Here is a 23,058-nt window from a genome sequence, read left to right on the forward strand (position 1 = left end):
TCGTTCGGTTCCGGCCCCTCGAATCGCGGATATCGTCAGCTTAAGGACCCGCTCTCGCGTCCGCACACACATGGCATTGACGAGCGCGCTGGTGACAGGCGCCGCGTTGGGGGTCCGGCACTCGCTCGAGGCCGACCACCTGGCGGCGATCGCAACACTCGTCGACGATGAGTCGGCGGCCCATCCCGGAATCGTCGGCACCTCCTGGGGAATCGGCCACACGATCCCGATCTTCGCGATCGGACTGCTGTTCGCGGTGCTGGGCGTCTCGCTGCCCGAACCGGTGACCCTGGCGGCCGAGTTGCTCGCCGGGCTGATTCTCGTCGTCCTCGGGGCCCGGATGTTGGTCGCCGCCACCGGTCGGCTCCCCGTCCGTAGTCACGCCCACGGTGGGATGGTTCACAAGCACCTGCATTTGCGCGGGATCTCGGTCGGCGCGTTCCACACGCACATCGACGACGAATCGTTCCTCGTCGGGATCGTTCACGGCCTGGCCGGCAGCGGTGCCGTCGTCGTCACCCTCGTCGCGACCGCCTCGACCGTCACGGCGTCGCTGTTCCTGCTGGGCGCGTTCTCCCTGGTCACCGTCGTCACGATGGGGCTGCTGTCGTACCTCTGGGGGAACGTCCTCACCACCCGAGCCCAGCGCGGCCTCCAGACCGTCGCCGGCCTCGGGACGGTTGCGGTCGGCCTCCACCTCGCGTCCACCACCGCCTTCGGTGTCGCGCTCCTCCCGCTGTAGGTCGGTCCCGACCCGACTCGCACGTCCTGTTTCGGTTGTGTTCCCGTCAGCCCGCGGCCGAAGCAAGGTTTATTACCCAGTAATATTCTCTAGTTGTACATGCCGCGAACGCAGCTACAGCGAGCGCGCGACGGCGAGATCACCGAGGCGATGGAGCGGGTCGCAGCCCGGGAGAACCGGGACCCGGCGTTCGTCCGCGAGCAGGTGGCCGAAGGACAGGCCGTCATCCCCGCGAACCACGGTCACACGGCGCTGGACCCGATGATCATCGGGCGTGAGTTCTCGACGAAGGTCAACGCGAACATCGGCAACAGCGAGACGACCAGCGACCTGGCAGGAGAACTCCGCAAGCTCCACACGGCAGTCCACTACGGGGCGGACACGGTGATGGACCTCTCGACCGGCGAGGACATCGACGAGATCCGGGAGGCGAACGTGGACCACTCGCCGGTGCCGCTCGGAACGGTCCCCATCTACGAGGCGGTCAAGCGCGCAGGGGGCGCGGCCGACCTGACCCATGAACTCCTCCTGGAGGTCATCGAGAAACAGGCCGAGCAGGGCGTCGACTACATGACCATCCACGCCGGCGTGTTGATGGAACACCTCCCGCTGACCGACGGCCGGAAGACCGGCATCGTCTCCCGGGGCGGCTCGATCCTGGCCCAGTGGATCGAAGAGAACGGGATGGAGAACCCCCTCTACGCGAAGTTCGAGGAAATCTGTGCGATCTTCCGCGAGCACGACGTGACATTCAGCCTCGGGGACGGCCTGCGACCGGGGTGTCTCGCCGACGCCAGCGACGAGGCCCAGTTCGCCGAACTGGAGACGCTCGGCGAGTTGACGCGGGTCGCGTGGGACCACGGCGTCCAGGTGATGGTCGAAGGTCCCGGTCACGTCCCGATGGACGAGATCGAGGCCAACGTCGCGAAACAGCAGGAGATCTGCGACGGCGCGCCCTTCTACCTGCTCGGGCCGCTGGTGACCGACGTCGCGCCGGGGTACGACCACATCACGAGTGCCATCGGCGCAACGGAGGCAGCCCGCGCGGGCGCAGCGATGCTCTGTTACGTCACGCCCAAGGAACACCTCGGACTGCCAGAGGAGGCGGACGTTCGGGACGGTCTCGCGGCGTATCGCATCGCCGCCCACGCCGGCGACGTGGCCAACGGACTGCCCGGCGCGCGGGACTGGGACGACGCCCTCTCGGAGGCGCGCTACGACTTCGACTGGCGACGGCAGTTCGACCTGGCGCTGGACCCCGAACGCGCCCAGGCGTTCCACGACCAGACCCTGCCGGGAGACAACTACAAGGAAGCGCGCTTTTGCTCGATGTGCGGCGTCGACTTTTGCTCGATGCGTATCGATCAGGACGCCCGCGACGTCGCGGACGGCGAGATGGCAGCTATCGAAGACGAGACTGATCTGGAGCGCTCCGAGGCCGCCGAGGTGAACCTGCCACCGACTGGAACCCACGACATGAGTCGCGTCCCGGACCTGCCCGATGCGGTGACACCCGACCACGATCACGGCACGGAGTCGGGCGAGGCCGACGACTGACGGGACTCCTTAGTGCTGTGAACGCCGGAATTAGAACAGCGAGATACCCAGGCTGTAGTCCCAGGCCTGCGGGCCGATGGCCGCGATGACGAGCGCGCCGCCGGCCAGCGAGACGTTCTTGAGGAACTGCGTCATTTCGGTCTGCTGGTCTTCGGCCGGGACCGCCCAGAAGTCGTGGAAGACGACCCCCGAGACGACGAGGAAGCCGGCGATGACCACTGCGCCGACCACGGGCAGGACGCCGGCGATGATGCTCACGCCGCCGAGGACGAGCAACACCCCGGAGGCCAGGACGCCGAACTTCGGCGCGGGGAGCCCCTTGAACTCGGCGTATCCCGTCATCTCCTCGGTCTGCATGAAGTGGTTCAGCCCGGTGAAGGCGATGACGCCGCCGAACAGCACGCGGCCGACGAGCAGCGCGACGCCTTCTGCCCCAGTGATCGCCATCAGGCGGTCACCTCTACGAAATGAGAGGTTTTCGTACGATTATCGACTGACTGCGGATTCGCGGTGTGTACCGACATCGTTCACTCCTGCTACGACGCCAGCCAATATATCCGTTTGGCGACATGAGTGATACCGGGTGACATCGATGCCACTAGCCGTCGCCGGTCCACCAGAGGGGGCGAAAAGCACGAAAAAGACGGGCAGCGCTACTCTTCGACGACTTCGACCTCGTGGCCGTCGTTGGTCTTGGTGAAGGCGTACCGGTTGTCGCAACTCTCGGGGTCGCGGTAGTCCTCGGCGTGGCGGGTCATCAGCGTCTCCCACGTGTCCTGGAGGTCGTCGGCCCGGACCGCGACGTGGCCCCAGGCGTCGCCCATCTCGTAGCTGCGCCCGTCGTAGTTGTAGGTGAGTTCGACCGACATCTCCTCGGGGGCGGCCTCGGCGGGTTTGAGGAAATAGAGCGCGAAGTCGTCGAACTCCTCGCGGCGGAACAGGTCGTATTCGAGTTTCCGGGTGTACCAGCCGATGGCGGCGTCGGCGTCCTCGACGCGGAGCATCGTGTGGTCGAGACTCCACTTCGCGCCGTGGTCGCGCTCGACGATCTCGATCTCGTGGCCGTCCGGGTCCGTGACGAAGGCGTACTGCCCGCCACAGGAGTCGGGGTCCCGGTAGTCCGCGACACCCTGGTCCATGAGTTGCTCGTAGGCGTCGTAGACGTCGTCACAGCGGACGGCGATGTGGCCCCAGGCGTCGCCCATGTCGTAGGTCCGGTCGTCGTGGTTGTACGTGAGCTCCAGCATCGCGCCGTCCTCGTGTTTGTCCGGCGGCGCGAGGAAGACGTTGGTGAAGGTCTCGGCCTCCCAGCGGCCGTACTCCTCGTAGTCGAAATGCGTCTGGTACCAGTCCAGGGACGCTTCGAGGTCCTCGACGCGCATCATCGTGTGGTCGAGCGTCGCGTGCATACCCGAGGGGACGGCCGGAGACGCGAAAAGGCTAGGGTCTCATACGGACTGCTGTAGAACATTTCCGTATCGACCGCCCGCTGTCGGGCGGTCGTAGCGGTACACAGCTACAGCAAACCGTATCAGTCCGAATCGTGTTCGGCCACGAACAGAATGCGCCGGAACGCGGTCCCGTAGTACCGCCAGACGACGCCCCAGCACAGCACCGTTCCGACCGGCACCGCTGTGTAGCCAGGGAGGCGGAGGAAGCCGACCGCGAACAGGACGTTGCTCAGTCCGGCCAGAACGAGGACGGCGGCGGTGACGCGGGCGTCCTCGCGCCAGAAGCGGCCGGAGAGAGCGTTCACGAGGGCGATCCCCAGCAGCACCGCCGCGATGCCGTACGCGACGAGATACTGCGGGAGACTCCCTGGCCCCGCCGTATACCGAAGGTAATAGTCCCAGATCGCAGTGAACGAGAGGACTTCCGGGGTGACGAAGCCGAAGGGGAAAAACAGCGTCGCCGTGCCACGCGCGAACACGACCGTCCAGGGGACGACGGCCAGGACGAGCACGGCCAGCAACCGGCGGCGAGGAGTCGCCATCACTTCTCGGCCACGATGCGCAGCACGTCCTCGTCGGCGAGTTCGTGGTCCCGACCGACCTGCTGGTCGTCGTGTTTGGCGCTCGCCCCCGAGACGCGGGCGAAGCGGAACCGCTCGTCGAAGCGGCCGCCGATCTCCCTGCACACGTCGTCGACGGTGTCACCCCGCCTGACGATCACCGGCTCCTCGTAGTCGACGCCCCGGCCGGGCTTGTCCATGTAGATGCGGATGAGGCCCAGTGCGTCCCAGATCTCCTCTTTGAGCGACTCCAGGCCCTTCTGTTCCTCGGCGCTGATAAAGACGGCCTCGTCGGGGTCGATGTCGTGTTCGCGGAGGCTCTCGTTGACCGTCTCGATGTAGTCCGGTTCGATGAGGTCGGCCTTGTTGACCGCGACGATGGAGGGGATGTACTCGCGATTGTCCATGACGCCGTCGATGAGGCGGTCTAGGTCGACCTGCTCGCCGACGGTCACGTCTGCGTTGATGAAGCCCTGATCGCGGAGGACCTCCTTGACGGTCCCCTCATCGATGTCGAGGTCGACGCTGCTGGTGACCGACAGGCCGTCTTTGCCCTTCCGGCGGATGGACACTCGGGGCGGGTCCTGGTCGACGCGCACGTTGTTCTTGTAGAGTTCCTCGTAGAGGCGCTGGTACTGATCGATCTCGAAGACGTCGAGCATGAACACGACCAGATCGGCGGTACGGACGACCGACAGCACGGCCTGGCCGTCGCCCTTGCCGCTGGCCGCGCCCTCGATGAGACCCGGCACGTCGAGCAGTTGGATGTTCGCGCCGTTGTACTTGAGCATCCCCGGGTAGACGTCGAGCGTCGTGAACTCGTAGGCCCCCGTCTCGCTGTCGGCGTTGGTCAAGGCGTTGAGGAGGGTGGATTTGCCGACGCTGGGAAAGCCCACGAGCGCGACGGTGGCGTCGCCGTGTTTCTCGACGGCGTAGCCGCCGCCACCACCGGAGCTGTCCTGCTGTTCGAGCTTCTCCTTTTTCTGTGCGAGTTTGGACTTGAGTCGGCCGATGTGTGCCTCCGTCGACTTGTTGTACGGAGTCTCGGCGATCTCCTCTTCGATCTCCTCGATTTCCTCCTCAAGACCCATTACCGGGTACTCGACCGTCCCGCCGCAAAAGCGCTTTCGTTGTCCCCAGTCACGGACCGACCCGCGGTCCGACAGGATTTATACCCGAGCCACGGCAAGCGTCTCGGCATGACGATTACGGAGTCCGATCTGCCGGGGGTCGGCAAGAAGTTCGAGATCGACCTCGACGACGAGTCCGAGCTGATCGTTCTCATCCACAACACGGGGAAACGCGAGGTGTTCCACCGGGCCGACCCGGACGCGGACTCCGAGAAACTGTTCGACCTGTCGGACGACCTCGCCCGGAAGGTCGGCTCGATCATCGAGGGATCACACTTCCAGCCGGTCGAAGCCGAGACCCAGGAGACCACGCTGCCGGGCGGCATCTTGCTGGAGTGGTACGAACTCCACCCCGGGTCGCCGCTCGTCGGGGAGACCCTCGAAAGTGCCGACATCGGAGCCGAAACCGGCGCGACCGTCGTCGCCATCCAGCGCGGCGACGAGACGATCGACAGCCCGCCGCCGGACACCGGCCTGGCGGAGGACGACACGCTGATCGTCGTCGGGACCCGCGAGAACTGCGCCGACTTCGAGTCACTGCTGACCGACGACGAATGACCGGCGTGAACACGGGGGCATCGACCACGGACACAGCGACAGCGACGGCGGGAGGCGTCTGACGCGTGGCCGAGTTGTTGCTGGAGGTCGGCGTGTTGTTCACGGCGGTCGCGGCCGTGGGAGCGATCGCCAGCCGGGTCCGCCAGTCGGTCATTCCGTTTTACATCGTGGTCGGGATGGTACTCAGCGAGTTCGTCGCCGGTCGCGCGGGCGTCCCGTACGTCAGCGAGTCCGAGTTCGTCTCGCTCGGCGCGGAGTTGGGGATCGTCCTCCTACTCTTTTTCCTCGGGCTGGAGTTCAACATCGACCGGTTGCTCGCAAAGCGCACTCAGATCGGGAAGTCGGGGACGATCGACCTCCTGATCAATTTCAGCGTCGGCTTCGCGTTGGGCTGGCTGTTTTTCGATGCCGCCCTCCCGGCGTTCCTCGTGGCGGGGATCGTCTACATCTCCTCGTCGGCGATCATCACCAAGTCGCTGCTCGATCTCGGGTGGATCGCCAACAACGAGGCCGACGCGATGCTCGGCACGCTCGTCTACGAGGACCTCGTCATCGCGGTGTACATCGCGATCGCCTCGGCGCTCGTCCTGGGCGGCGGCGACGTCGGCGACATGCTGACGTCCGTCGGGACGGCGCTCGGGTTCATCGTCGTACTGCTGGTCGTCGTGTACTGGGGGACGCCGCTGTTCTCGCGGCTCCTCGACACCGACAACCGGGAGTTCCTCGTCTTGCGTACCGTCGGCGTGACCGTCCTGGTCGCCGGGGTCGCGCTCGCACTGGGCGTCAGCGAGGCGGTCGCCGCGTTCTTCGTCGGCATGGGTTTCTCCGCAACCGACGGCGTCGCCCACCTAGAGGAGTTGCTCGAACCGCTCCGAGACGCGTTCGCCGCGGTGTTTTTCTTCTGGATCGGCCTCGTCACCGACCCGCTGTCGCTCGGCGGCGTCGTCGGGCTGGTCGCGGCGGCGGTCGTCGTCACCACGCCGACGAAGGTCCTAAGCGGCTACCTGGGCGGGCGCGCCTACGGGCTCGACGTCAAGCGCTCGACCCGGGTCGGCCTCGGGATGACGACGCGCGGGGAGTTCTCGCTCATCATCGCGACAGTCGCGATCACCGGCGCGAACACGGGCGTCCTCTCCGCGTCGCTCGCGAACACGATCAACGCGTTCGCCGTCGGGTACGTCCTCGTCATGGCCGTGCTGGGAACCACCCTGATGCAGTACGCCGGCCCGCTGGAGCGACGGGCCGTCGAGTGGTTCGGCCACGAGAACGGCAGCGAGGAAGTCGCGATAAGCGACTAAGCCGGGCACAGCGAACGATTCCGACACACCTATACGCCGAGATAGTGTCAGTGTAACTGATGCCCGACGCGGCGATGCTGCGCGACAGCACGCAAATCCTGCTCCCCGAAGCCGCCATCGAGGGGCTCCGGGACGAGCTAGAGGAACGGTTCACGCTGACCATCCTCTCGGAGGAGACGCAGGTGCGGATCGTCGGGAGCCCGGTCGAGATCAAGGCGGCCAGTCGGTTCCTCTCGCGCAACGGGATCTCGATCCAGTAACCGAAACCTGTCGCCCAATTGGCGTTTTTTAGACGGAATACCGGTCTGAAAATTTCGGGGTGCGACGGTTCGTAGTGCCAGCTCCGGGCATTTCCGTATATCTATCAGGGATAATTCCACAATTTCCAAAAGATTTTTGATATTTGCGGACGAAGCGGAAGTCGAGTGAGTCGTAGGCTTGGATCCAGAGATCGCATCAGGGTTCGGAAGTGAACAGACCGACACGGCGAGCGGGGAACGGGCGGGTTCGAAGGGCAGCCAGCGGTTCGAGAACCTGTTCGAGAACCTGCAGGACGCCGTCGTCGAGTTCGAGGTCGTCGAGGACACGCCGATCGTCCGTGCCGTCAACCCGGCCTTCGTTGAGCTGTTCGGGTACGAGCGCGACGAGATCCGCGGCAGTTCGCTCAACGAGTACATCGTCCCGGAGGTGTACGCGAGCGAGGCCGAGACGTTCGACACCCGGACGAACGACGGGAAACACAACAAGGCGGTCGTCCGCCGCGAGACGGCGTACGGTCTCCGCCGGTTCCTCTACCGGGGCGTCCCCTTCGAGGGCGCGGACGGTCGGCCGTTCGGGTTCGCCATCTACAGCGACATCACGGACGAGACGCGGCGGGAACACCGGCTGCAGGTGCTCCACCGGTTGCTCCGGCACAACCTGCGAAACAACCTGACCGTCATCGACGGGCTGGCCGACGAGTTAGCTCGGACACACGAATCCGAGTCGGTCGCGAAACCGGCACGCATGATACGGGAGCAGGCGACCGAACTCGGTCACCTCAGTTCGGAGGCCGGTCGCGTCCAGCGGATTCTCGACCGCTCGGCCGACGCCGACAGGACTGTCGACGTGGCACAGCTGTGTGACGGCGTCGTCTCGGAGTACCGCTCGGCCCATCCCGACGCCGAGATCGGGCTCGACGTTCCGGCGACGCTTTCGATCAGCGCGAGCGAGCACCTCGAACTCGCGCTCCAGCAACTCGTCGAGAACGCGATCGAGCACAACGACAGCCCAACGCCGCGTGTTCGCGTGAGCGGCCGGGAGACGACCGGCGAGACACACGACTGGGTCGATATTCGGGTGGCCGACGACGGCCCGCGTATCCCCGACGGGGAACAGCAGGTTATCGACACCGAGCCGAACGCGGATCAGCTCTCACACGGCAGTGGACTCGGGCTGCGACTGGTCCAGTGGATCACCGACGCCGCGGGGGGCACGGTCACAGTCTCGGAAAGCGAGTTCGGCGGGAACCTGATCACGTTGCGGTTCAAGCGGTCCGGTCGCGCGTGACCCTCTCACACGGATTCGTCGGTCGCAAAAGCAACCCTTAAAACTGCGCCCGCGTGATACCGGAGTATATGGCTGGAACCATCGAGGTACTCGTCCCCGGCGGGCAGGCCAATCCTGGGCCGCCGCTCGGCCCGGAGCTTGGCCCGACGCCCGTGGACGTACAGGCAGTCGTCGAGGAGATCAACGAGCAGACCGCCGCGTTCGACGGCACGGAAGTGCCCGTCACCGTCGACTACGACGACGACGGCGAGTTCACCATCGACGTGGGTGTGCCGCCGACGGCGGAGCTCATCAAGGACGAGGCCGGCTTCGATACCGGTAGCGGCGAGCCCCAAGAGGAGTTCGTCGCCGACCTCTCGGTCGATCAGGTCAAACAGATCGCCGAGCAGAAACACCCGGACCTGCTGGCCTACGACCTGAAAAACGCCGCCAAAGAGGTCGTCGGCACCTGCACCTCGCTCGGCGTCACCATCGAGGGGAACAACCCCCGCGAGTTCAAGGAACTCATCGACGAGGGCGAGTACGACGACGACTTCGCCGCGGAAGCGTCGGCGTAACCCGACGCGACTCCGCGCAGTCCTGCAGTTCTCTCGGACCCGACCCACAGGTCAGGAGCGACGCGTTCTCGACGAGGCGTGTCGGGAAACCATGGCTTTCCACGGGTAGGCCGAGCTGTGGCTCCGTAATCCCGAATGAAACCACCCCGTGGGTCCGTAAGGGGAGTACAACAAAGCCGGCCGTCGGGGAAGCGGGACCCGAGGCATGTGTCCACCCGAGCTTGTGGCACGACCGACAGCAGCCGGGAGACCCGGTGCCGAAAGGCAGCGGTCCGTCTCGCGGGTCGTGTCGTGGCAGCCAGCCACGAACGCCGGAACGGCCCGGGGACGGAGGGCGCAGTCGTGAACGTCCAGCGTCTCACGACCGGTGACGCCGAGACGTGGAACGGCCTCGTCGACCGATCACCGGCGGTCACCCCGTTCCACCGGTTCGGTGCGCTCTCGGTGATGGCCGCCCACAGCGGGACGACGCTGCACCCCTTGGTCGGCTACAAGGGCGAAGAGCCGGTGGGCCTCTTCCCGGTGTTCACCGTGGAGAAGGGGTTCGTGACGGCCGCGTTCTCGCCGCCGCCGGACCTGAAGGTCAGCTATCTCGGGCCCGCACTGGTCCCCAGCGACGACCTGAACCAGCGCAAACGGGAGCTTCGACGGCGACGGTTCGTCGACGCGGTACTGGACTGGATCGACGAAGCGTTCGACCCGCGTTACCTGTCGGTCCGGACCAGTCCGACCCACGGCGACCCGCGCCCCTTCGACTGGCACGGCTACCGGACGAGGCCGAACTTCACCTACGTCGTGGACCTCCCGGACGACGAGTCCGATCTACTGGAGACGGTTACGAGCGACCTCCGACGGAATATCCGACAGGGACGGGAGGCCGACTGCGAGATCGAGCGGGTGGGCGTCGAGGGCATCGAACCGATCATCAGCCAGGTCCGCGACCGGCACGCAGCACAGGGACTCTCCTACAACGTGACGACGGAGTTCGTGTGTGACCTCGTGACCGCGTTGCCGGCGGACTGTATCCACGTGTACGTCTGTCGGCGGGACGGAGCGTTCCTCGGCGGGAACGTCGTCCTCGATACCGCTGGGACCGCCTACGGCTGGCAGGGTCTCGCGAAGACCGACCACGACCTCCCGGTCAACGACCTCGTCCACTGGGAGGTCATCCGCGACGCCATCGAGCGCGGGGCGACAGAGTACGACCTGGTCGGCGCGAACGAGCGGCGACTGGCCCGATACAAGGCGAAGTTCTCGCCGCGACTCGCCCGGTATCACAGCGTCGAACACACGACGATGGTGACGAAGGCCGCAGCGGAGGTGTACAAGCGACTGCGGTGAGGACCGACGAGGCAACGGGCGCGCTCGCGGGAGCCACGGGCGGGACGGTACGGGTTCGACGGCTTTAAGTTTCGCATCCGATTCTCTCCAACAGAACAGGCAAGCGCCTGTGACACGCCGTAGGAGCACTACGCGTACTACGGAGGTGGACAATGGCAGATCAGGACATAGAGCAAGCAGTAAATCGCGCACTCGACGAGGCACCGCCGCGGAACTTCCGCGAGACGGTCGACCTCGCGATCAACCTGCGCGACATTGACCTAAACGAACCGTCGAACCGCGTCGATACGGGGGTCGTCCTGCCGGCTGGAACCGGTCAGGAGACCAGTATCGTCGTCTTCGCGGAGGGCGAGACCGCCGTCCGCGCGGAGGACGCCGCCGACGACGTACTCGACGGGGATCAACTCGCAGAACTGGGCGACGACGACGACGAGGCCAAGGACCTGGCCGACGCGACCGACTTCTTCATCGCAGAGGAGTCCATGATGCCGGACATCGGTCGCTATCTCGGGACCGTCCTGGGACCGCGCGGGAAGATGCCGACCCCGCTGGACCCCGACGACGACGTGGTCGAGGTCGTCAACCGCATGAAAAACACCGTGCAGCTCCGGAGCAAGGAGCGGCGTACCTTCCACACGCGCGTCGGCGCGGAGGACATGGACGCCGAAAACATCGCCGACAACGTCGACGTCATCCTCCGCCGACTGCACGCCGAACTCGAAAAGGGCCCGCTGAACATCGACACGGTGTTCGTCAAGACCACGATGGGCCCCGCAGTGGAGGTCGCCTAAGATGAGCGCAGAACGCAAGACCGAAACCATCCCGCAGTGGAAAAAGGAGGAGGTCGACGACCTCGTCGAAACGCTGCAGTCCTACGACAGCGTCGGCGTCGTCGACATCGCCGGCATTCCGAGCCGGCAGCTCCAGAAGATGCGAGCGAACCTCCACGGGACCGCCGAACTGCGCGTGAGCCGCAACACGCTGGTCGAGCGGGCGCTCGACGAAGTCGACGACGGTCTCGAGGACCTGACCGGGTTCGTCAGCGGACAGGTCGGGCTCATCGGGACGAACGCGAACCCGTTCACGCTGTACCAGCAGCTCGAAGCCTCGAAGACGGCCGCACCCATCAACGCCGGCGAGGTCGCCCCCAACGACATCGTCATTCCGGAGGGCGACACCGGCATGGACCCGGGGCAGTTCGTCGGTGAACTGCAGGCCGTCGGCGCGGAAGCGCGAATCGACGCGGGCTCGATCAAGGTCATGGCCGACTCCACCGTCCTGGAGGCCGGCGAGACCGTCGACGATCAGCTCTCGAACGTGCTGAGCGAACTCGGCATCGAGCCCAAAGAAGTCGGACTGGACCTCCGCGGCGTGTTCGCCGACGGCGTCCTTTTCGAGCCCGAGGAACTCGAACTGGACGTCGAGGAGTACCAGGCGGACATCGAGGCCGCAGTCGCAGGCGCTCGCAACCTCTCGATCAACGCCGTCTACCCGACCGCACAGACCGCACCCTCGCTCCTGGCGAAGGGGTCCGGCGACGCCAAGTCCGTCGGCCTCCAGGCCGCCATCGAGGACGAGGAGTTCATGCCGGACCTCATCAGCAAGGCGGACGGGCAGGTCCGTGCCCTCGCGGCACAGATCGACGACCCCGAGGCGCTCCCCGAGGAGCTCCAGGACGTCGCTGCAGCCGAACCGGCTGCTGAGGAGGCCGAGGAAGACGAATCGAGCGACGAGGACGAAGCCGAGTCCGAAGCGCCCGACGCGGACGCCGAGGACGACGCCGACGATGACGACGACGACGGCGACGCCGGCGACGCGATGGGCGCGATGTTCGGCTAACAACTAAATACCACACCCACAACTACCAACCATGGAATACGTTTACGCAGCACTCATCCTGAACGAGACGGGCGCAGAGATCAACGAAGACAACCTGACGAACGTGCTGGAGTCCGCACAGGTCGACGTGGAGGAATCCCGCGTCAAGGCCCTCGTGGCGGCACTCGAGGACATCGACATCGAGGAAGCCGTCGAGCAGGCCGCGGCCGTGCCGGCCGGCGGCGCAGCAGCGCCCGCTGGCGGCGACGCCGAGGGCGAACTCGAAGAGGGTGGCGACGAAGACGAAGCCGAGGAAGCAGAGGAAGCCGAAGCCGAAGACGAGGGCGACGACGAGGACGACGACGCCGACGGCGAGGGCCTCGGCGAGCTGTTCGGCTAAGTCAGCCACACCTCAGTTCTCACCATATTTTACCGGTCCCGAGCCGCGGCACCCGCGCTGCAGCGCCCGGAGCGAGCGGGCCGATACCGCCGACGTCGCTCCGTTGACTCGTGTTATCAAAACTGAATTTTACACGGGGAGAATTAAGCAGACGGAGATGCCAGTCACCTGTGACTAGTGGTCGAACGATAGATGCAGGTCCAGTACACGCCGTTGGCGGTTCCGCTCGCACTCGTCGTCGTGCTCTGTCTCGTCAGCGCCACCATCGCGTGGCACCAGCGGGAGGGCGAGGCCGAACTCTGGGCGATGATGATACAGGTGTCGTTCGGGATGTGGTCGCTGTTCACGCTCCTGACCCACACGAGCGTCGCCTACGAGTGGAAACTCCGCTGGTTCCTGTTGTTCGTGCCGACGATTCCGCTCAGCGTCGTGAGCACGTTCCTGTTCACGTTTCACTTCTGTGGGAAACGCGAATGGCTTCGACCGGGCCGGCGCGCGCTCCTGTACCTGTTCCCGGTCGCGGTGCTGGGACTCAGCGTAACGAACGGTCGCCACGGACTCGTCCTCGCGGACAGCTGGCTCGACGCGTCGGGGACCTTGCAGTACACGTTCGGCCCGGTGATGTACGGGACGCTCGCGGGGTCCTACGCCATCGCCGCCAGCTACAACGTCATGCTGTTCCAGAAGTTCCTCCGGTCGCGGAACGTCTACCGGAAGCTCAGTTTCGTCATGTTCGTGACCGCGTTCGTGACGGTGTCGGTGACGGTCGCGTCCGTCGCGGGCGTGAGTCCGTTCCCCCACTTCACACTGTTGCCGGTGACGTATCTGATGTTCGGCGCTGTGCTCCTGGTGGGCACGTCGAGCATCACGCTCATCCGGCGGCTCCCGGTCGACCGTGCGCTCTCCTTGTTCCGGTCGCGGCTCGACAGCACCATCCCGCTGGCCCGGGACTTCGTGATGCAGGAGGTCGACAACGGCATCATCGTCCTGGACGGCGACGACAGGGTCGTCGACATCAACGCGACGGCCAAGTACATGATCGGGACCGAGCGACCCATCGGCAAACACATCACCGACGTGACGACCGTGGAGTGGGTGCTCGACGGCAACGACGTGTTACCCGTCCTCCGCGGGGACGCACCCATCACGGAACTACAGGACCAGGTCTGGGTCGAGAGCCACACCGGAGACCGCTGTTACGACGTTCGGATCTCGGCACTCGGCGGGGCCGACGGCGACTCGACGGCGCACGTCATCCTCCTCCACGACATCACAGACCAGAAGGAACGCGAGGAGCAACTCCAGCGGCAGACGGAGACGCTCGAATCCCGGAAGACCCAACTCGAACATCAGAACGAGCGCCTAGACGAGTTCGCAGGTATCGTCTCCCACGACCTGCGAAACCCGCTTTCGGTGGCCACCGGCCGTACCGAACTGATGCTCGTCGGCGCTGAGGACGCCGAGGAGGTCACGGTCGAACGCGACCACCTCACCGAGCTCCAGGACGCTCACGAGCGGATGTCGACGATCATCGACGACGCGCTGACGTTGGCGAGACAGGGGAAAGCCATCACCGACACCGAGACGGTCGCAGTCGACGCGGTCGCGCGAGCCGCCTGGGAGAACGTCAGCACCGACGCGGCGACCCTGGAGGCGGCCTGTAACCGGTCGGTCGACGCCGACCGCGCCCGCTTGCTCAACGTCTTCGAGAACCTCTTCCGGAACAGTGTGGAACACGGTTCCACAAGTAGTCGGACGCAGTCCGACGACAGCATCGAACACGGCGGCGAGACCATCACCGTCACCGTCGACAGCATCGACCGCGACGGCGCGACCGGGTTCTACGTGGCCGACGACGGCCCGGGCATCCCCGACGGGGAGAAAGACGACGTGCTCGAACACGGGTACACGACGAGCAGCGACGGGACCGGACTGGGGCTGGCAATCGTCGCCGACATCGTGAACGCGCACGGCTGGACCGTCACGGTGACCGACAGCGCCGAAGGCGGCGCGAAGTTCGAGATCACCGGCGTCGAAACGGCGGACGCGACGCAGCCGGCGACGAACTGAGCGGCCAAGGTTTACAAGCGATGCCGGGGCCACCTCGGCCCGGTGGTGGGTTCCCTCTTCGGCGTCCGGATCGTGCTTGCGCCGGAAGCGACGGCGACGGCTCTGCTGTTCGTCCTCGGCGGGATCGCGCTGGGGACCGTCAGCGGCCTGATTCCGGGCTTGCACGCCAACAACATGGCGCTGCTGCTGGCGGCCGGCGCGACGGCGATTCCGGGGCCGCCGCGGTACGTGGGTGCGGCGATGCTGGCGGCGGGGACGGTACATACGTTCCTCGACGTGGTGCCGACGCTGGCGCTGGGCGTGCCCGACCCGGCGATGGCCGCGACGGCGCTGCCGGGACACGAACTCGTTCTCGCGGGCCGGGGTCGGGAAGCGCTCAGGCTGTCGGCGCTCGGCAGCGGACTGGCGGTCGTGCTCGCGGTCCCGCTCGCGATCCCGGTGACCGAGGCCGTGACGGCGATCTACCCGACGCTGCGCGAGCACCTGTCGACGGTGCTCGCTGCCGTCGCCGTCGTCCTCGTGACGACGGAGCCGAGCTATCGGGCCACGGTCGGCGCGGCGCTGGCGCTCGTCGCGAGCGGGGGCCTCGGGGTGGCGACGCTGGATCTGCAGCCCGGCGGACTCGTCGCGGCGGGCGGGATGCTCGCGCCGCTGTTCGCCGGCCTGTTCGGTGCACCGGTCCTGCTGGAAGCGATGGGGGGTAGCGGGGTGCCCGAACAGGACGATACGACGGTCGCGATGTCTCGGTCGGCCGTGGGTGGACTGGCGCTCGTCGGAACGCTGTCAGGGGCCGTCGTCGGGTTCATCCCGGGGGTATCGAGTGCTATCGCGGCGACAGGGGCGCTGCTGGCGGTGCCGTACCGCTACGGCGCGCGCGGGTTCGTGGTCACGACCAGCGGCGTCAACACGGCCAACGCCGTCTTCGCCCTGTTCGCCCTCCAGGCGCTGGGGTCGCCGCGAACAGGCGTGCTGGTCGCCGTCGAGGAGGCGGGCGTGCCGCTGGCGCTGCCGCTATTGCTCGCCAGCGTCGCGCTGGCGGCCGTCGCCGGGTTCCTGCTCGTATTGACGCTGGGCGACCGGTACCTGCGACTGGTGGGCCGGGTGGACTACACGCGGTTGTCGCTCGCAGTGCTGGGGTTGCTCGTCGTCCTGTCGTTCGTGCTGGCGGGGGGAATCGGCGTGGGGGTGTTCGCCGTCGCGACGGTAGTGGGCATGGTCCCGCAGCGGTTCGGTGCGCGGCGAGCCACGCTGATGGGAGTCCTGCTGGTGCCGCTGATCGTCGGGGCGTGATACGGTTTGCTGTAGCTGTGTACCGCTACGACCGCCCGCAGTCGGGCGGTCGATGCGGAACTGTTCTACAGCATTCCGTATGAGTCAGAGGAACCCGCGCCGGCGGAAGTAGACCAGCATGCCGACCGTGAGGATCGCCATGCCGATCATGACGGCGGGGTAGCCGTACGTCCAGGCGAGTTCGGGCATGTTGTAGGGGCTGTCGGCGAAGTTCATGCCGTAGACGCCGACGACGAAGGTCAGCGGGAGGAAGATCGTCGCGATGACGGTCAGGACCTTCATCACCTCGTTGGTCGACTGGGAGACGGTGTTGAGGTAGATGTCCCGGGTTCCGGCGGCGAGATCGCGATACGTCTCGGTGAGGTCGACGACGCCGACCAGGTGGTCGTAGACGTCCCGGTAGTACTTCTCGGTCGGTGCCTGGATCTGGGTCGGGTCACCGCGCGCGAGGACGCCGACGGCCTCGCGGGCGGGCCAGGCGACCTTCCGGAAGGAGAGGAGATCGCGCCGGATGGCGTTGATGCCTTCGAGGGTTTCGATGTCGGTGGCGACGGTGACCGATTCCTCGACGGCCTCGATCTGGTCTTCGATGTCGTCCAGGAGTTCGTAGTACTCGTCGACGATGACGTCCATCACGCGGTACGCGGTGAAATCCGGGCCGTGCTGGAGGAGGCGCTCGTTCCCGCGGACGACGGCGTCCCAGACGCGGCCGACCGGGTCGTCCGGCGTCGTCGCGAGCGTCACCAGCCAGTCGGCCCCGACGAACAGGCCGATGGCCTCGTCGCGGACCTCCTCCCGGAAGGACTGGTCGCCCGTGGTCAACTCGGCGGTCTTCAGCAGGGTGAACGCGTACTCGGCGAACTCCTCGGTCTTCGGTCGGACGTTGTTGCGCACGTCCTCGACGGCCAGCGAGTGGATGCCGAAGGCGTCGGCGACGGCATCGAGTTCCGCCGCCGAGGCGTCGCTGGCCCGGACCCACGTCGTCCCTGCCGCGGCCTTCGCCGCCGAAAAGTCGTCGTACTCGGTGACACCGTCGGCGTCGTAGACGGCAGCGGAGATCACGACTGTCCCTCCGTGACCGGCGAGCGCCCGATCGAAACGAGCAGGAGTCCGATCATGACCGCCGTGATCGAGAACGCCCGGCCGGGGAACGGGCGGGCGGTACCGAGGGCGTACCCGGCGACTCCGACAGTCAACAGGGCACTGCCGGCGACCAGTTCCCGATTCATACGCTCGCGTCTCCCGGGCGGGTGAAAAGCGTTCGCCGGCTCGGGCGCGGACTATCCGCTATGCAACACGTCAGACACGCGCGAGCCAGCGGTCAGCCATATGACAGACACCGCCGAAATCCGGGTCGAGAGCGCACATACGAGGGACATGAACGGGGTGTAACATTTAACACCGAGTAGCAAGAATGGGGAGATACTAGAACAGATGACTATCAACCCACGTGATTACGACCTCGACGAACTCCGGAAGATGGCTCGTGGCCAGAGCGATAGTCCGCGAAGCCCGCCGGCCAGCGAGGACACCGACGACGACGAACCGCCGGAGCTGGAAGGCTGGGGAACCATCGAACCGGACGTAAGCGCCGCCGAAGGACTCCTCAAAGACCAGTTCGAGTCCGACATCCACCGGGAACTGCTCCCGCTCGAAGCCGGCGAGGACGACCTGTCCAAGCCGTACCTGAAGTCCCTGCCCGAGAGCTACGCCGCCGAGATCGTGATCTTCGAGTGGCTCGAGTTCCTGCTGGAGGACTTCGGCTACCAGGGCGCCAACGAATCGCTCCAGTACTACGAGGAAGTCGGCTGGATCACAGAGGACATCCAGAACTCGCTGAACGACTACCTGGTCGGCATCGAGGAACCCGACGCAGGCCACGTCCAGGACGGCGACATCGACAGTCACAAACTCAGTCTGGTCTACGTCGCCCGTCTCGTCTCGATGAACTGATATAAGCAGAATCGGGTGACGGCGTCGGGGTCGGCGGATTTCTTTATCAATTTTGAAGATAAGGGTAGATTATATACCAGAGCCGTGAGTAGCGATTGCTGATATGAGCGAGGAATCGGAAGCGGACGGCGACGAAGCGGCCAGCGAGGAGGAAGCGGAGACGGAGTCGGAAGAATCAGTCTCCGAAACTGAAACCGAGGTCGAAGAGACCTCGAACGGGGACGGGCCAGTTCCCGTCGGTGTCAAACTCGGCAGCACCCGGACAGTCATCGCCATCCCCGAGGGGGACGACGTGCGCATCATCCGGACGCTGACCTGTCTGGCGACGTACGACGACCCGCTCACCGGCGAGGAGCAGGTCCTCTACGGGGAGGAGGCGGCGACCCAGTACCCCGACCGGGTGCAGTTCATGCTTCGCTCGGGTCTGCCCGAGGACGACGACCGGGCGGAACTGACCAAGAAGTTCTTCAACACGGTGCTGGCGGAAAACGACGTCCCCGAGGACAGCGTGGTCGTCTACGCGATCCCGACCATCGAGAACGAGCGCGGACTGGACAACCTGGAGGCGGTCATCCGGGAGAGCGGCATCGGCCAGCGCGAAGTCGAGAGCTATCCCGAGTCGCTGTGCGGTGCGATCCCGGCGATGGGCGACGGGCTTGAGGCCATCGGCGAGATCTTCGTCTCGGTCAACATGGGCTCGACGAACCTGGAGGCCGCCGGCTACCGACGCGGCGAACAACTCAACCCCTTCGCGACGGGCGCGGTCACCGGCAACGAGGTCGACCGCATGATCGCGAACAACGTCGAAGGCGAGACGCAGGGTCGCGTCAACATCGACACGACGACCGCTCGCGAGTACAAAGAAGAGCACGCGGACTTCGTCGACTTCGAGCCGTTCACGGACATCATCCAGCAGCCCGGTGGCGGCTCCCACGATTTCACCATCGAGCGTAGCGTCATGGACGCCTGTAACGCGTATCTGGACGAAGCCGTCGACGAGATCGCCAACAGTTTCCTCCCGGAACTGGCCAACGACCACATCAAGGTCTACCAGCTCGCGCTCGACCAGCCCATCGTCCTCACGGGCGGCATGGCCTGTATCCCCGGCATCGTCGAGGAGTTCGAGGAGCGACTGAGCGAGGAGCTGAACCGCGACATCGAAGCCGTCGCCGCCGACGAACCCGACCTCTCGGCGACGATCGGCGCACAGCGCATCGCCGCGCACCTGATCGAGAACTAGGGCTCCGACTCGCCGGCCCACGTTCGGTGCCAGCGGAGGACCTTCGGCCTCGCCGTCTCGCCGGTCCGCGCCACCGCCGACGCTGTCGCGGGTCCGGCGTCCGTTTCCTGACGCTGTTTCCGGGTTCGCGCGTCACCCGTCGTCCCGTGTGAACTCCCGAATTCTTCGGGTATCTCTATGGTCAATTTGGACATATCGAGCTACCGACCCCTTTCGGGAGTAGAACCCTAAATCTCAGTCAGACAGGCGTCCGCAGCGCGGCAGACAACGGTTTCAGAGTCGATTACGGGCATGTAGGCCTCCCGGCGCGACCGTTCCTGGAGCGACAATCGGCCACATAACTCATTAGGGGTGAGCGACTGCATTCGGTACGAACCCACCATGGTCGCCTCGCAAGACGACGACGGGATCAGCGACGAGGAACTGCTGACGGGGACGGGCAGCGGTGGGATGTTCGCGAGCGGGTATCTCAGCGACCAACCGCTCATCGAGTATCTGGGGGAGTCCGAGCGGGTGTCGTATCTCTTATCGAACACGAAGAAGGGCGTCAGGGAGGAGTCCGACGACGGGAGCACGGCGTACACGCCGGGCGACGGCTACCAGGCGATCGCCGCGGTGACGGACACGCGGGTGCTGTTCGTCGTCGGCGACTGCAGCGAGGACGGCGACGAGATGTTCGGCGTCCCCTACACCGAGATCGAGGACGTGAAGACGAACCGCGGCGTGTTGAAAAAGAGCGTCGACGTCTGGACGACCTCGGGCGTCCGCTGGCGCTTTTTCGTCAAGAGCGGCGTCGAGGTCGGGCCGGCGGCCGAGTACCTCGAACGAGCGGCGGTCGTCTGGTCGCGCGTCGAGGGACAGTTACAGCACGCCAGGAAGTACGTCGCCGCGATCAGCGATCACGCGACGGAGGGCGACCACGAGCAAGCCCGAGAGGCGGCCACGACCGCACGCGAGTACGTCGAGGAAGCCCGGCGGAAGGCCGCGGAACTCACAGAGGACCGCGAAGACGCCATCTGGGACCGGATCGAGACGACGGAACGACGCCTCGAGAAGGGCGTCCTCGACATCCACGTCTCCCGAGCGGACGGACAGGTGGCGACCGCAGAGCGAAAGTGGCAAGCCGAGCAGTACAACGACGCGTACGACTCGTTTCTGGCGGCCCGCAACCAGTACGAACTGGCGCTGGACATCGCCAGGGAGCAGGACCTGCCGGAAGCCGACGACATCCGGACGTGGGCCGACGAGGTGACACAGCGCATCGACCAGCTCTCGAAGTCCCCGCTCCAGCGGGCCGAAGATACCTACGAGCGCGCGCGAGCGGCCGAGGACCTCGACACGACGATCGAATTGCTGGCCGAGTCGCTCGAGACGTACCAGTCCGCGCTCGTGCTGGACTGGGGCAACGAGGACCAGCGGTTCGCCGGCGACAGCGAGACGATCAGAACCCAGATCGAGGCCGTCGTCGGCGATCTCGTGGGCGCGCGACGCGACCTGGCCGAGAAACGCTGGCGAGCGGGCGACTGGTTCAGCGAAACCGGGGAGTTCGACCGGGCCCGCTCGGAGTACGAAGCGGCAAGAGAACACGTCGAGGCCGCGCTGTCGGTCGCCAGGGAACTGGACCCGGACCTCGAACCGGCGCTGGCCGACGACCTCACGGACCTCGACGCAGCGATCGAGCGCCTGACAGACCGATCAAACGGGGCCGACCGGGAGTCCGGGGAATCCGGGGAACGCGACTCCGGTGACGGTTCGGACGAGTTCGGCGAAGTGGTCGCCCGGCTCTGGGCCGGTCGGGGCTGGGAAACCGCCACCCGGGCCGAGGGAGTGGTGGACGTGGTGGCGACGCGGGACCACCCCATTCCCGAGAAGCAACTCGTCGTCGCCCACCAGTGCGGGCCGGACGGAACGTGTGATCGGACGGTCGTCGAGTCGGCGGCCGACACACGCGACTCCGACGGTGATGCGGACGTCGTCGCAGTCCTGACCGACGGATCGGTGACGGACGACGCCCGGTCGGTCGCCCGGGAGCGGAACGTGAAACTCCTCGACGGCGACCGCCTCGCCGACGCGCTCGACGCCGCTGGAATCGCCGGCCTGGACGGCGAATCGGGGACGGTCTGACCGCCAGACCGGGCGAACGCTTTTCGTCGCGCCGTCCAACTAGCGGATACGATGCGAACCCAGCCGCCGGGGCCGAACGGCCTCCCAGTGGTCGGCAACACATACCACTACGCCCGCGATCCCTTCGATTTCATGGCGGCGTGCCGCGAGGCGTACGGCGACGTCGTCCGACTGGACATGGGCGGTCGCGAGGCATACCTGCTCACACACCCCGACACCATCGGGCGCGTACTCGTCGAGGACGACGAGAAGTTCACGAAAGCGCGGTTCCGCGACGACGCCGTCGAGCGGTTACTCGGCCAGGGAATGTTGCTCAGCGAGGGGGACCTGTGGCGACAGCAGCGCCGACTCGCACAGCCGGCCTTCGGGATGGATCGGCTGCGGGACCTCGGGGAACTGGTAACGGACCGGACAGCGTCGCTACTCTCGGGATGGGAGGACGGGGACGTGGTCGACGTCCACGGTGAGATGGCGACGGTCACCGTTCAGATCATCACCGAAGTGCTGTTCGACGCGGAACTCACCGACGACCGGGCCGAACGCGTGCGGGAGGCCCTGGAGCCGGTCGGCGAGCGCTTCGAGCCGGACCCGCGACGCGTCCTGATTCCCGACTGGATGCCGACCGAGGAAAACCGGATCTACGACGACGCGGTCGCGACCCTGGACGAGGTCGTCGAGGAGTTCGTCACCGAGCGCAGACGCCGGGGCTACGCCGAGGGCGACGATCTACTGGCGATCTTGCTGCGTGCCGTCGACGAAGGGACCATCGAAGCGGAGCGGTTGCGGGACGAACTCGTAACCATGCTGCTGGCGGGCCACGACACGACGGCGCTTGCGCTGACGTACACCTGGTACCTGCTCGACGAACACCCCGAGGCTCGCGAGCGGTTGCACGACGAACTCGATTCCGTGCTCGGCGGCGCGACGCCGACGGTCGAGGACCTGCCCCGACTCGACTACACGGAGCGGCTCCTGCAGGAGTCGATGCGCCTGTATCCCCCGGTGTACTCGCTGTTCCGCCAGCCGAAACTCGACGTTCGTCTCGACGGCTACCGCATCCCGGAAGGCGCGGTCCTGTTCCTGCCCCAGTGGGTCGTCCACCGGGACCCGCGCTGGTGGGACGAACCCGATCAGTTCGATCCGGATCGCTGGATCGGGACCGACGCGGACCGGCCACAGTACGCCTACTTCCCGTTCGGGGCCGGACCGCGCCACTGTATCGGCAAACACCTCTCGATGATGGAGGGGCAACTCATCCTCGCCACTGTCGCCCAGGCGTTCGAACTCGAGCGCGTGGCATCGGGGCCGCTGGACCGCCGCGGCTCGATCACCATGCACCCCCGCGACCCGGTCGACGTTCGCCTCCGCGAGCGGTGAGTCATACGGAATGCTGTAGAACAGTTCCGCATCGACCGCCCGAC

24 protein-coding genes are annotated in these 23,058 nt (G+C 66.1%); 17 read left to right on the forward strand and 7 right to left on the reverse strand.

The annotated features are described in order from the left end of the window. Positions 1-70: 70 nt before the first annotated feature. Both E2481_RS05895 and thiC read left to right on the forward strand, forming a co-directional pair. Positions 71-742: a high-affinity nickel-transporter protein gene (locus E2481_RS05895; protein WP_136716202.1), complete on the forward strand. Its 672-nt coding sequence runs from the start codon at positions 71-73 to the stop codon at positions 740-742. Between the two features lie 99 nt (positions 743-841). Continuing rightward, entirely contained in the window at positions 842-2,299 is a 1,458-nt protein-coding gene (gene thiC, locus E2481_RS05900) for a phosphomethylpyrimidine synthase ThiC (protein WP_136716203.1), read from the forward strand. A 30-nt stretch (positions 2,300-2,329) separates the two neighbouring features. Here thiC and E2481_RS05905 read toward each other — a convergent pair whose 3' ends face one another. The 4 genes from E2481_RS05905 to E2481_RS05920 form a co-directional block, all read right to left on the reverse strand. Next, positions 2,330-2,746 (reverse strand): DoxX family protein, encoded by a 417-nt coding sequence (locus E2481_RS05905; protein ID WP_136716204.1) that lies wholly within the window; start codon positions 2,744-2,746, stop codon positions 2,330-2,332. Positions 2,747-2,952: 206 nt separating this feature from the next. Further along, on the reverse strand, positions 2,953-3,708 hold the full coding sequence (locus E2481_RS05910; protein WP_136716205.1) for a VOC family protein: 756 nt from the start codon (positions 3,706-3,708) through the stop codon (positions 2,953-2,955). A 122-nt stretch (positions 3,709-3,830) separates the two neighbouring features. Further along, positions 3,831-4,292 (reverse strand): TIGR04206 family protein, encoded by a 462-nt coding sequence (locus tag E2481_RS05915; RefSeq protein WP_136716206.1) that lies wholly within the window; start codon positions 4,290-4,292, stop codon positions 3,831-3,833. Further along, the gene (locus E2481_RS05920; RefSeq protein ID WP_136716207.1) at positions 4,292-5,401 is read right to left on the reverse strand and encodes an OBG GTPase family GTP-binding protein; all 1,110 of its coding nucleotides are present in this window, start codon (positions 5,399-5,401) and stop codon (positions 4,292-4,294) included. Before E2481_RS05920 ends, E2481_RS05915 begins: the two co-directional genes overlap by 1 nt. A gap of 108 nt (positions 5,402-5,509) precedes the next feature. Between E2481_RS05920 and E2481_RS05925 the strand changes: the two genes are divergently transcribed. The 11 genes from E2481_RS05925 (at position 5,510) to E2481_RS05975 (ending at position 16,320) form a co-directional block, all read left to right on the forward strand. Continuing rightward, positions 5,510-5,998 carry a TrkA C-terminal domain-containing protein gene (locus tag E2481_RS05925; RefSeq protein ID WP_136716208.1) on the forward strand — a complete coding sequence of 163 codons (489 nt, stop codon included), beginning with the start codon at positions 5,510-5,512 and terminating at the stop codon, positions 5,996-5,998. Positions 5,999-6,063: 65 nt separating this feature from the next. Continuing rightward, positions 6,064-7,296: a cation:proton antiporter gene (locus E2481_RS05930; RefSeq protein ID WP_136716209.1), complete on the forward strand. Its 1,233-nt coding sequence runs from the start codon at positions 6,064-6,066 to the stop codon at positions 7,294-7,296. A gap of 59 nt (positions 7,297-7,355) precedes the next feature. Next, positions 7,356-7,556, forward strand: a complete 201-nt coding sequence (locus E2481_RS05935) for a VNG_1110C family protein (RefSeq protein WP_136716210.1) — start codon at positions 7,356-7,358, stop codon at positions 7,554-7,556. Between the two features lie 178 nt (positions 7,557-7,734). Continuing rightward, positions 7,735-8,844 (forward strand): sensor histidine kinase, encoded by a 1,110-nt coding sequence (locus E2481_RS05940; RefSeq protein WP_136716211.1) that lies wholly within the window; start codon positions 7,735-7,737, stop codon positions 8,842-8,844. A 68-nt stretch (positions 8,845-8,912) separates the two neighbouring features. After that, entirely contained in the window at positions 8,913-9,401 is a 489-nt protein-coding gene (locus tag E2481_RS05945) for a 50S ribosomal protein L11 (RefSeq protein ID WP_136716212.1), read from the forward strand. Positions 9,402-9,692: 291 nt separating this feature from the next. Continuing rightward, positions 9,693-10,742, forward strand: coding sequence for a GNAT family N-acetyltransferase (locus E2481_RS05950; protein WP_250137740.1), 1,050 nt, complete (start codon positions 9,693-9,695; stop codon positions 10,740-10,742). 152 nt (positions 10,743-10,894) lie between these two features. After that, positions 10,895-11,533: a 50S ribosomal protein L1 gene (locus tag E2481_RS05955; protein ID WP_136716214.1), complete on the forward strand. Its 639-nt coding sequence runs from the start codon at positions 10,895-10,897 to the stop codon at positions 11,531-11,533. 1 nt (position 11,534) lies between these two features. Then, positions 11,535-12,581, forward strand: coding sequence for a 50S ribosomal protein L10 (locus E2481_RS05960; RefSeq protein ID WP_136716215.1), 1,047 nt, complete (start codon positions 11,535-11,537; stop codon positions 12,579-12,581). A gap of 31 nt (positions 12,582-12,612) precedes the next feature. Further along, a complete protein-coding gene (rpl12p, locus tag E2481_RS05965; protein ID WP_136716216.1) occupies positions 12,613-12,960 on the forward strand; it encodes a 50S ribosomal protein P1 in 348 nt (115 codons plus the stop codon). 192 nt (positions 12,961-13,152) lie between these two features. Further along, a complete protein-coding gene (locus E2481_RS05970) occupies positions 13,153-15,030 on the forward strand; it encodes a sensor histidine kinase (protein WP_136716217.1) in 1,878 nt (625 codons plus the stop codon). 45 nt (positions 15,031-15,075) lie between these two features. Continuing rightward, entirely contained in the window at positions 15,076-16,320 is a 1,245-nt protein-coding gene (locus E2481_RS05975; protein ID WP_136716218.1) for a tripartite tricarboxylate transporter permease, read from the forward strand. Positions 16,321-16,404: 84 nt separating this feature from the next. Here E2481_RS05975 and corA read toward each other — a convergent pair whose 3' ends face one another. Continuing rightward, positions 16,405-17,382, reverse strand: coding sequence for a magnesium/cobalt transporter CorA (gene corA, locus E2481_RS05980; RefSeq protein ID WP_136716219.1), 978 nt, complete (start codon positions 17,380-17,382; stop codon positions 16,405-16,407). Beyond that, a complete protein-coding gene (locus E2481_RS18605; protein WP_169302382.1) occupies positions 17,379-17,549 on the reverse strand; it encodes a hypothetical protein in 171 nt (56 codons plus the stop codon). Before E2481_RS18605 ends, corA begins: the two co-directional genes overlap by 4 nt. A gap of 205 nt (positions 17,550-17,754) precedes the next feature. Here E2481_RS18605 and E2481_RS05985 point away from each other — a divergent pair, with 205 nt between their 5' ends. Together E2481_RS05985 and E2481_RS05990 are read left to right on the forward strand one after the other, a co-directional pair. Further along, on the forward strand, positions 17,755-18,273 hold the full coding sequence (locus tag E2481_RS05985) for a FlaD/FlaE family flagellar protein (RefSeq protein WP_136716220.1): 519 nt from the start codon (positions 17,755-17,757) through the stop codon (positions 18,271-18,273). A gap of 103 nt (positions 18,274-18,376) precedes the next feature. Next, complete coding sequence (locus E2481_RS05990) at positions 18,377-19,513, forward strand: rod shape-determining protein (protein WP_136716221.1); 1,137 nt, start codon at positions 18,377-18,379, stop codon at positions 19,511-19,513. Here E2481_RS05990 and E2481_RS05995 read toward each other — a convergent pair. Next, positions 19,510-19,707, reverse strand: coding sequence for a hypothetical protein (locus E2481_RS05995; protein WP_136716222.1), 198 nt, complete (start codon positions 19,705-19,707; stop codon positions 19,510-19,512). The two genes, E2481_RS05990 and E2481_RS05995, sit on opposite strands and share 4 nt — an antisense overlap. Positions 19,708-19,894: 187 nt before the next feature. On the opposite strand from E2481_RS05995, the gene E2481_RS06000 reads away from it, so the two are divergent. Beyond that, on the forward strand, positions 19,895-21,637 hold the full coding sequence (locus tag E2481_RS06000) for a restriction endonuclease (RefSeq protein WP_136716223.1): 1,743 nt from the start codon (positions 19,895-19,897) through the stop codon (positions 21,635-21,637). Positions 21,638-21,688: 51 nt separating this feature from the next. Then, positions 21,689-23,014 carry a cytochrome P450 gene (locus tag E2481_RS06005; RefSeq protein ID WP_136716224.1) on the forward strand — a complete coding sequence of 442 codons (1,326 nt, stop codon included), beginning with the start codon at positions 21,689-21,691 and terminating at the stop codon, positions 23,012-23,014. Positions 23,015-23,058: the final 44 nt, after the last annotated feature.

The organism is Halorientalis salina, from assembly GCF_005049285.1.
Lineage (GTDB): Archaea > Halobacteriota > Halobacteria > Halobacteriales > Haloarculaceae > Halorientalis > Halorientalis salina.

Excerpts from the sequence above, each read along its gene's own strand:
- E2481_RS05895 (WP_136716202.1), top strand. The coding sequence starts at position 71 with ATGGCATTGACGAGCGCGCTGGTGACAGGCGCCGCGTTGGGGGTCCGG.
- thiC (WP_136716203.1), top strand. The coding sequence starts at position 842 with ATGCCGCGAACGCAGCTACAGCGAGCGCGCGACGGCGAGATCACCGAG.
- E2481_RS05905 (WP_136716204.1), bottom strand. The coding sequence starts at position 2,746 with ATGGCGATCACTGGGGCAGAAGGCGTCGCGCTGCTCGTCGGCCGCGTG.
- E2481_RS05910 (WP_136716205.1), bottom strand. The coding sequence starts at position 3,708 with ATGCACGCGACGCTCGACCACACGATGATGCGCGTCGAGGACCTCGAA.
- E2481_RS05915 (WP_136716206.1), bottom strand. The coding sequence starts at position 4,292 with ATGGCGACTCCTCGCCGCCGGTTGCTGGCCGTGCTCGTCCTGGCCGTC.
- E2481_RS05920 (WP_136716207.1), bottom strand. The coding sequence starts at position 5,401 with ATGGGTCTTGAGGAGGAAATCGAGGAGATCGAAGAGGAGATCGCCGAG.
- E2481_RS05925 (WP_136716208.1), top strand. The coding sequence starts at position 5,510 with ATGACGATTACGGAGTCCGATCTGCCGGGGGTCGGCAAGAAGTTCGAG.
- E2481_RS05935 (WP_136716210.1), top strand. The coding sequence starts at position 7,356 with ATGCCCGACGCGGCGATGCTGCGCGACAGCACGCAAATCCTGCTCCCC.
- E2481_RS05945 (WP_136716212.1), top strand. The coding sequence starts at position 8,913 with ATGGCTGGAACCATCGAGGTACTCGTCCCCGGCGGGCAGGCCAATCCT.
- E2481_RS05955 (WP_136716214.1), top strand. The coding sequence starts at position 10,895 with ATGGCAGATCAGGACATAGAGCAAGCAGTAAATCGCGCACTCGACGAG.
- E2481_RS05960 (WP_136716215.1), top strand. The coding sequence starts at position 11,535 with ATGAGCGCAGAACGCAAGACCGAAACCATCCCGCAGTGGAAAAAGGAG.
- rpl12p (WP_136716216.1), top strand. The coding sequence starts at position 12,613 with ATGGAATACGTTTACGCAGCACTCATCCTGAACGAGACGGGCGCAGAG.
- E2481_RS05970 (WP_136716217.1), top strand. The coding sequence starts at position 13,153 with ATGCAGGTCCAGTACACGCCGTTGGCGGTTCCGCTCGCACTCGTCGTC.
- E2481_RS18605 (WP_169302382.1), bottom strand. The coding sequence starts at position 17,549 with ATGAATCGGGAACTGGTCGCCGGCAGTGCCCTGTTGACTGTCGGAGTC.
- E2481_RS05985 (WP_136716220.1), top strand. The coding sequence starts at position 17,755 with ATGACTATCAACCCACGTGATTACGACCTCGACGAACTCCGGAAGATG.
- E2481_RS05990 (WP_136716221.1), top strand. The coding sequence starts at position 18,377 with ATGAGCGAGGAATCGGAAGCGGACGGCGACGAAGCGGCCAGCGAGGAG.
- E2481_RS05995 (WP_136716222.1), bottom strand. The coding sequence starts at position 19,707 with ATGTCCAAATTGACCATAGAGATACCCGAAGAATTCGGGAGTTCACAC.
- E2481_RS06000 (WP_136716223.1), top strand. The coding sequence starts at position 19,895 with ATGGTCGCCTCGCAAGACGACGACGGGATCAGCGACGAGGAACTGCTG.
- E2481_RS06005 (WP_136716224.1), top strand. The coding sequence starts at position 21,689 with ATGCGAACCCAGCCGCCGGGGCCGAACGGCCTCCCAGTGGTCGGCAAC.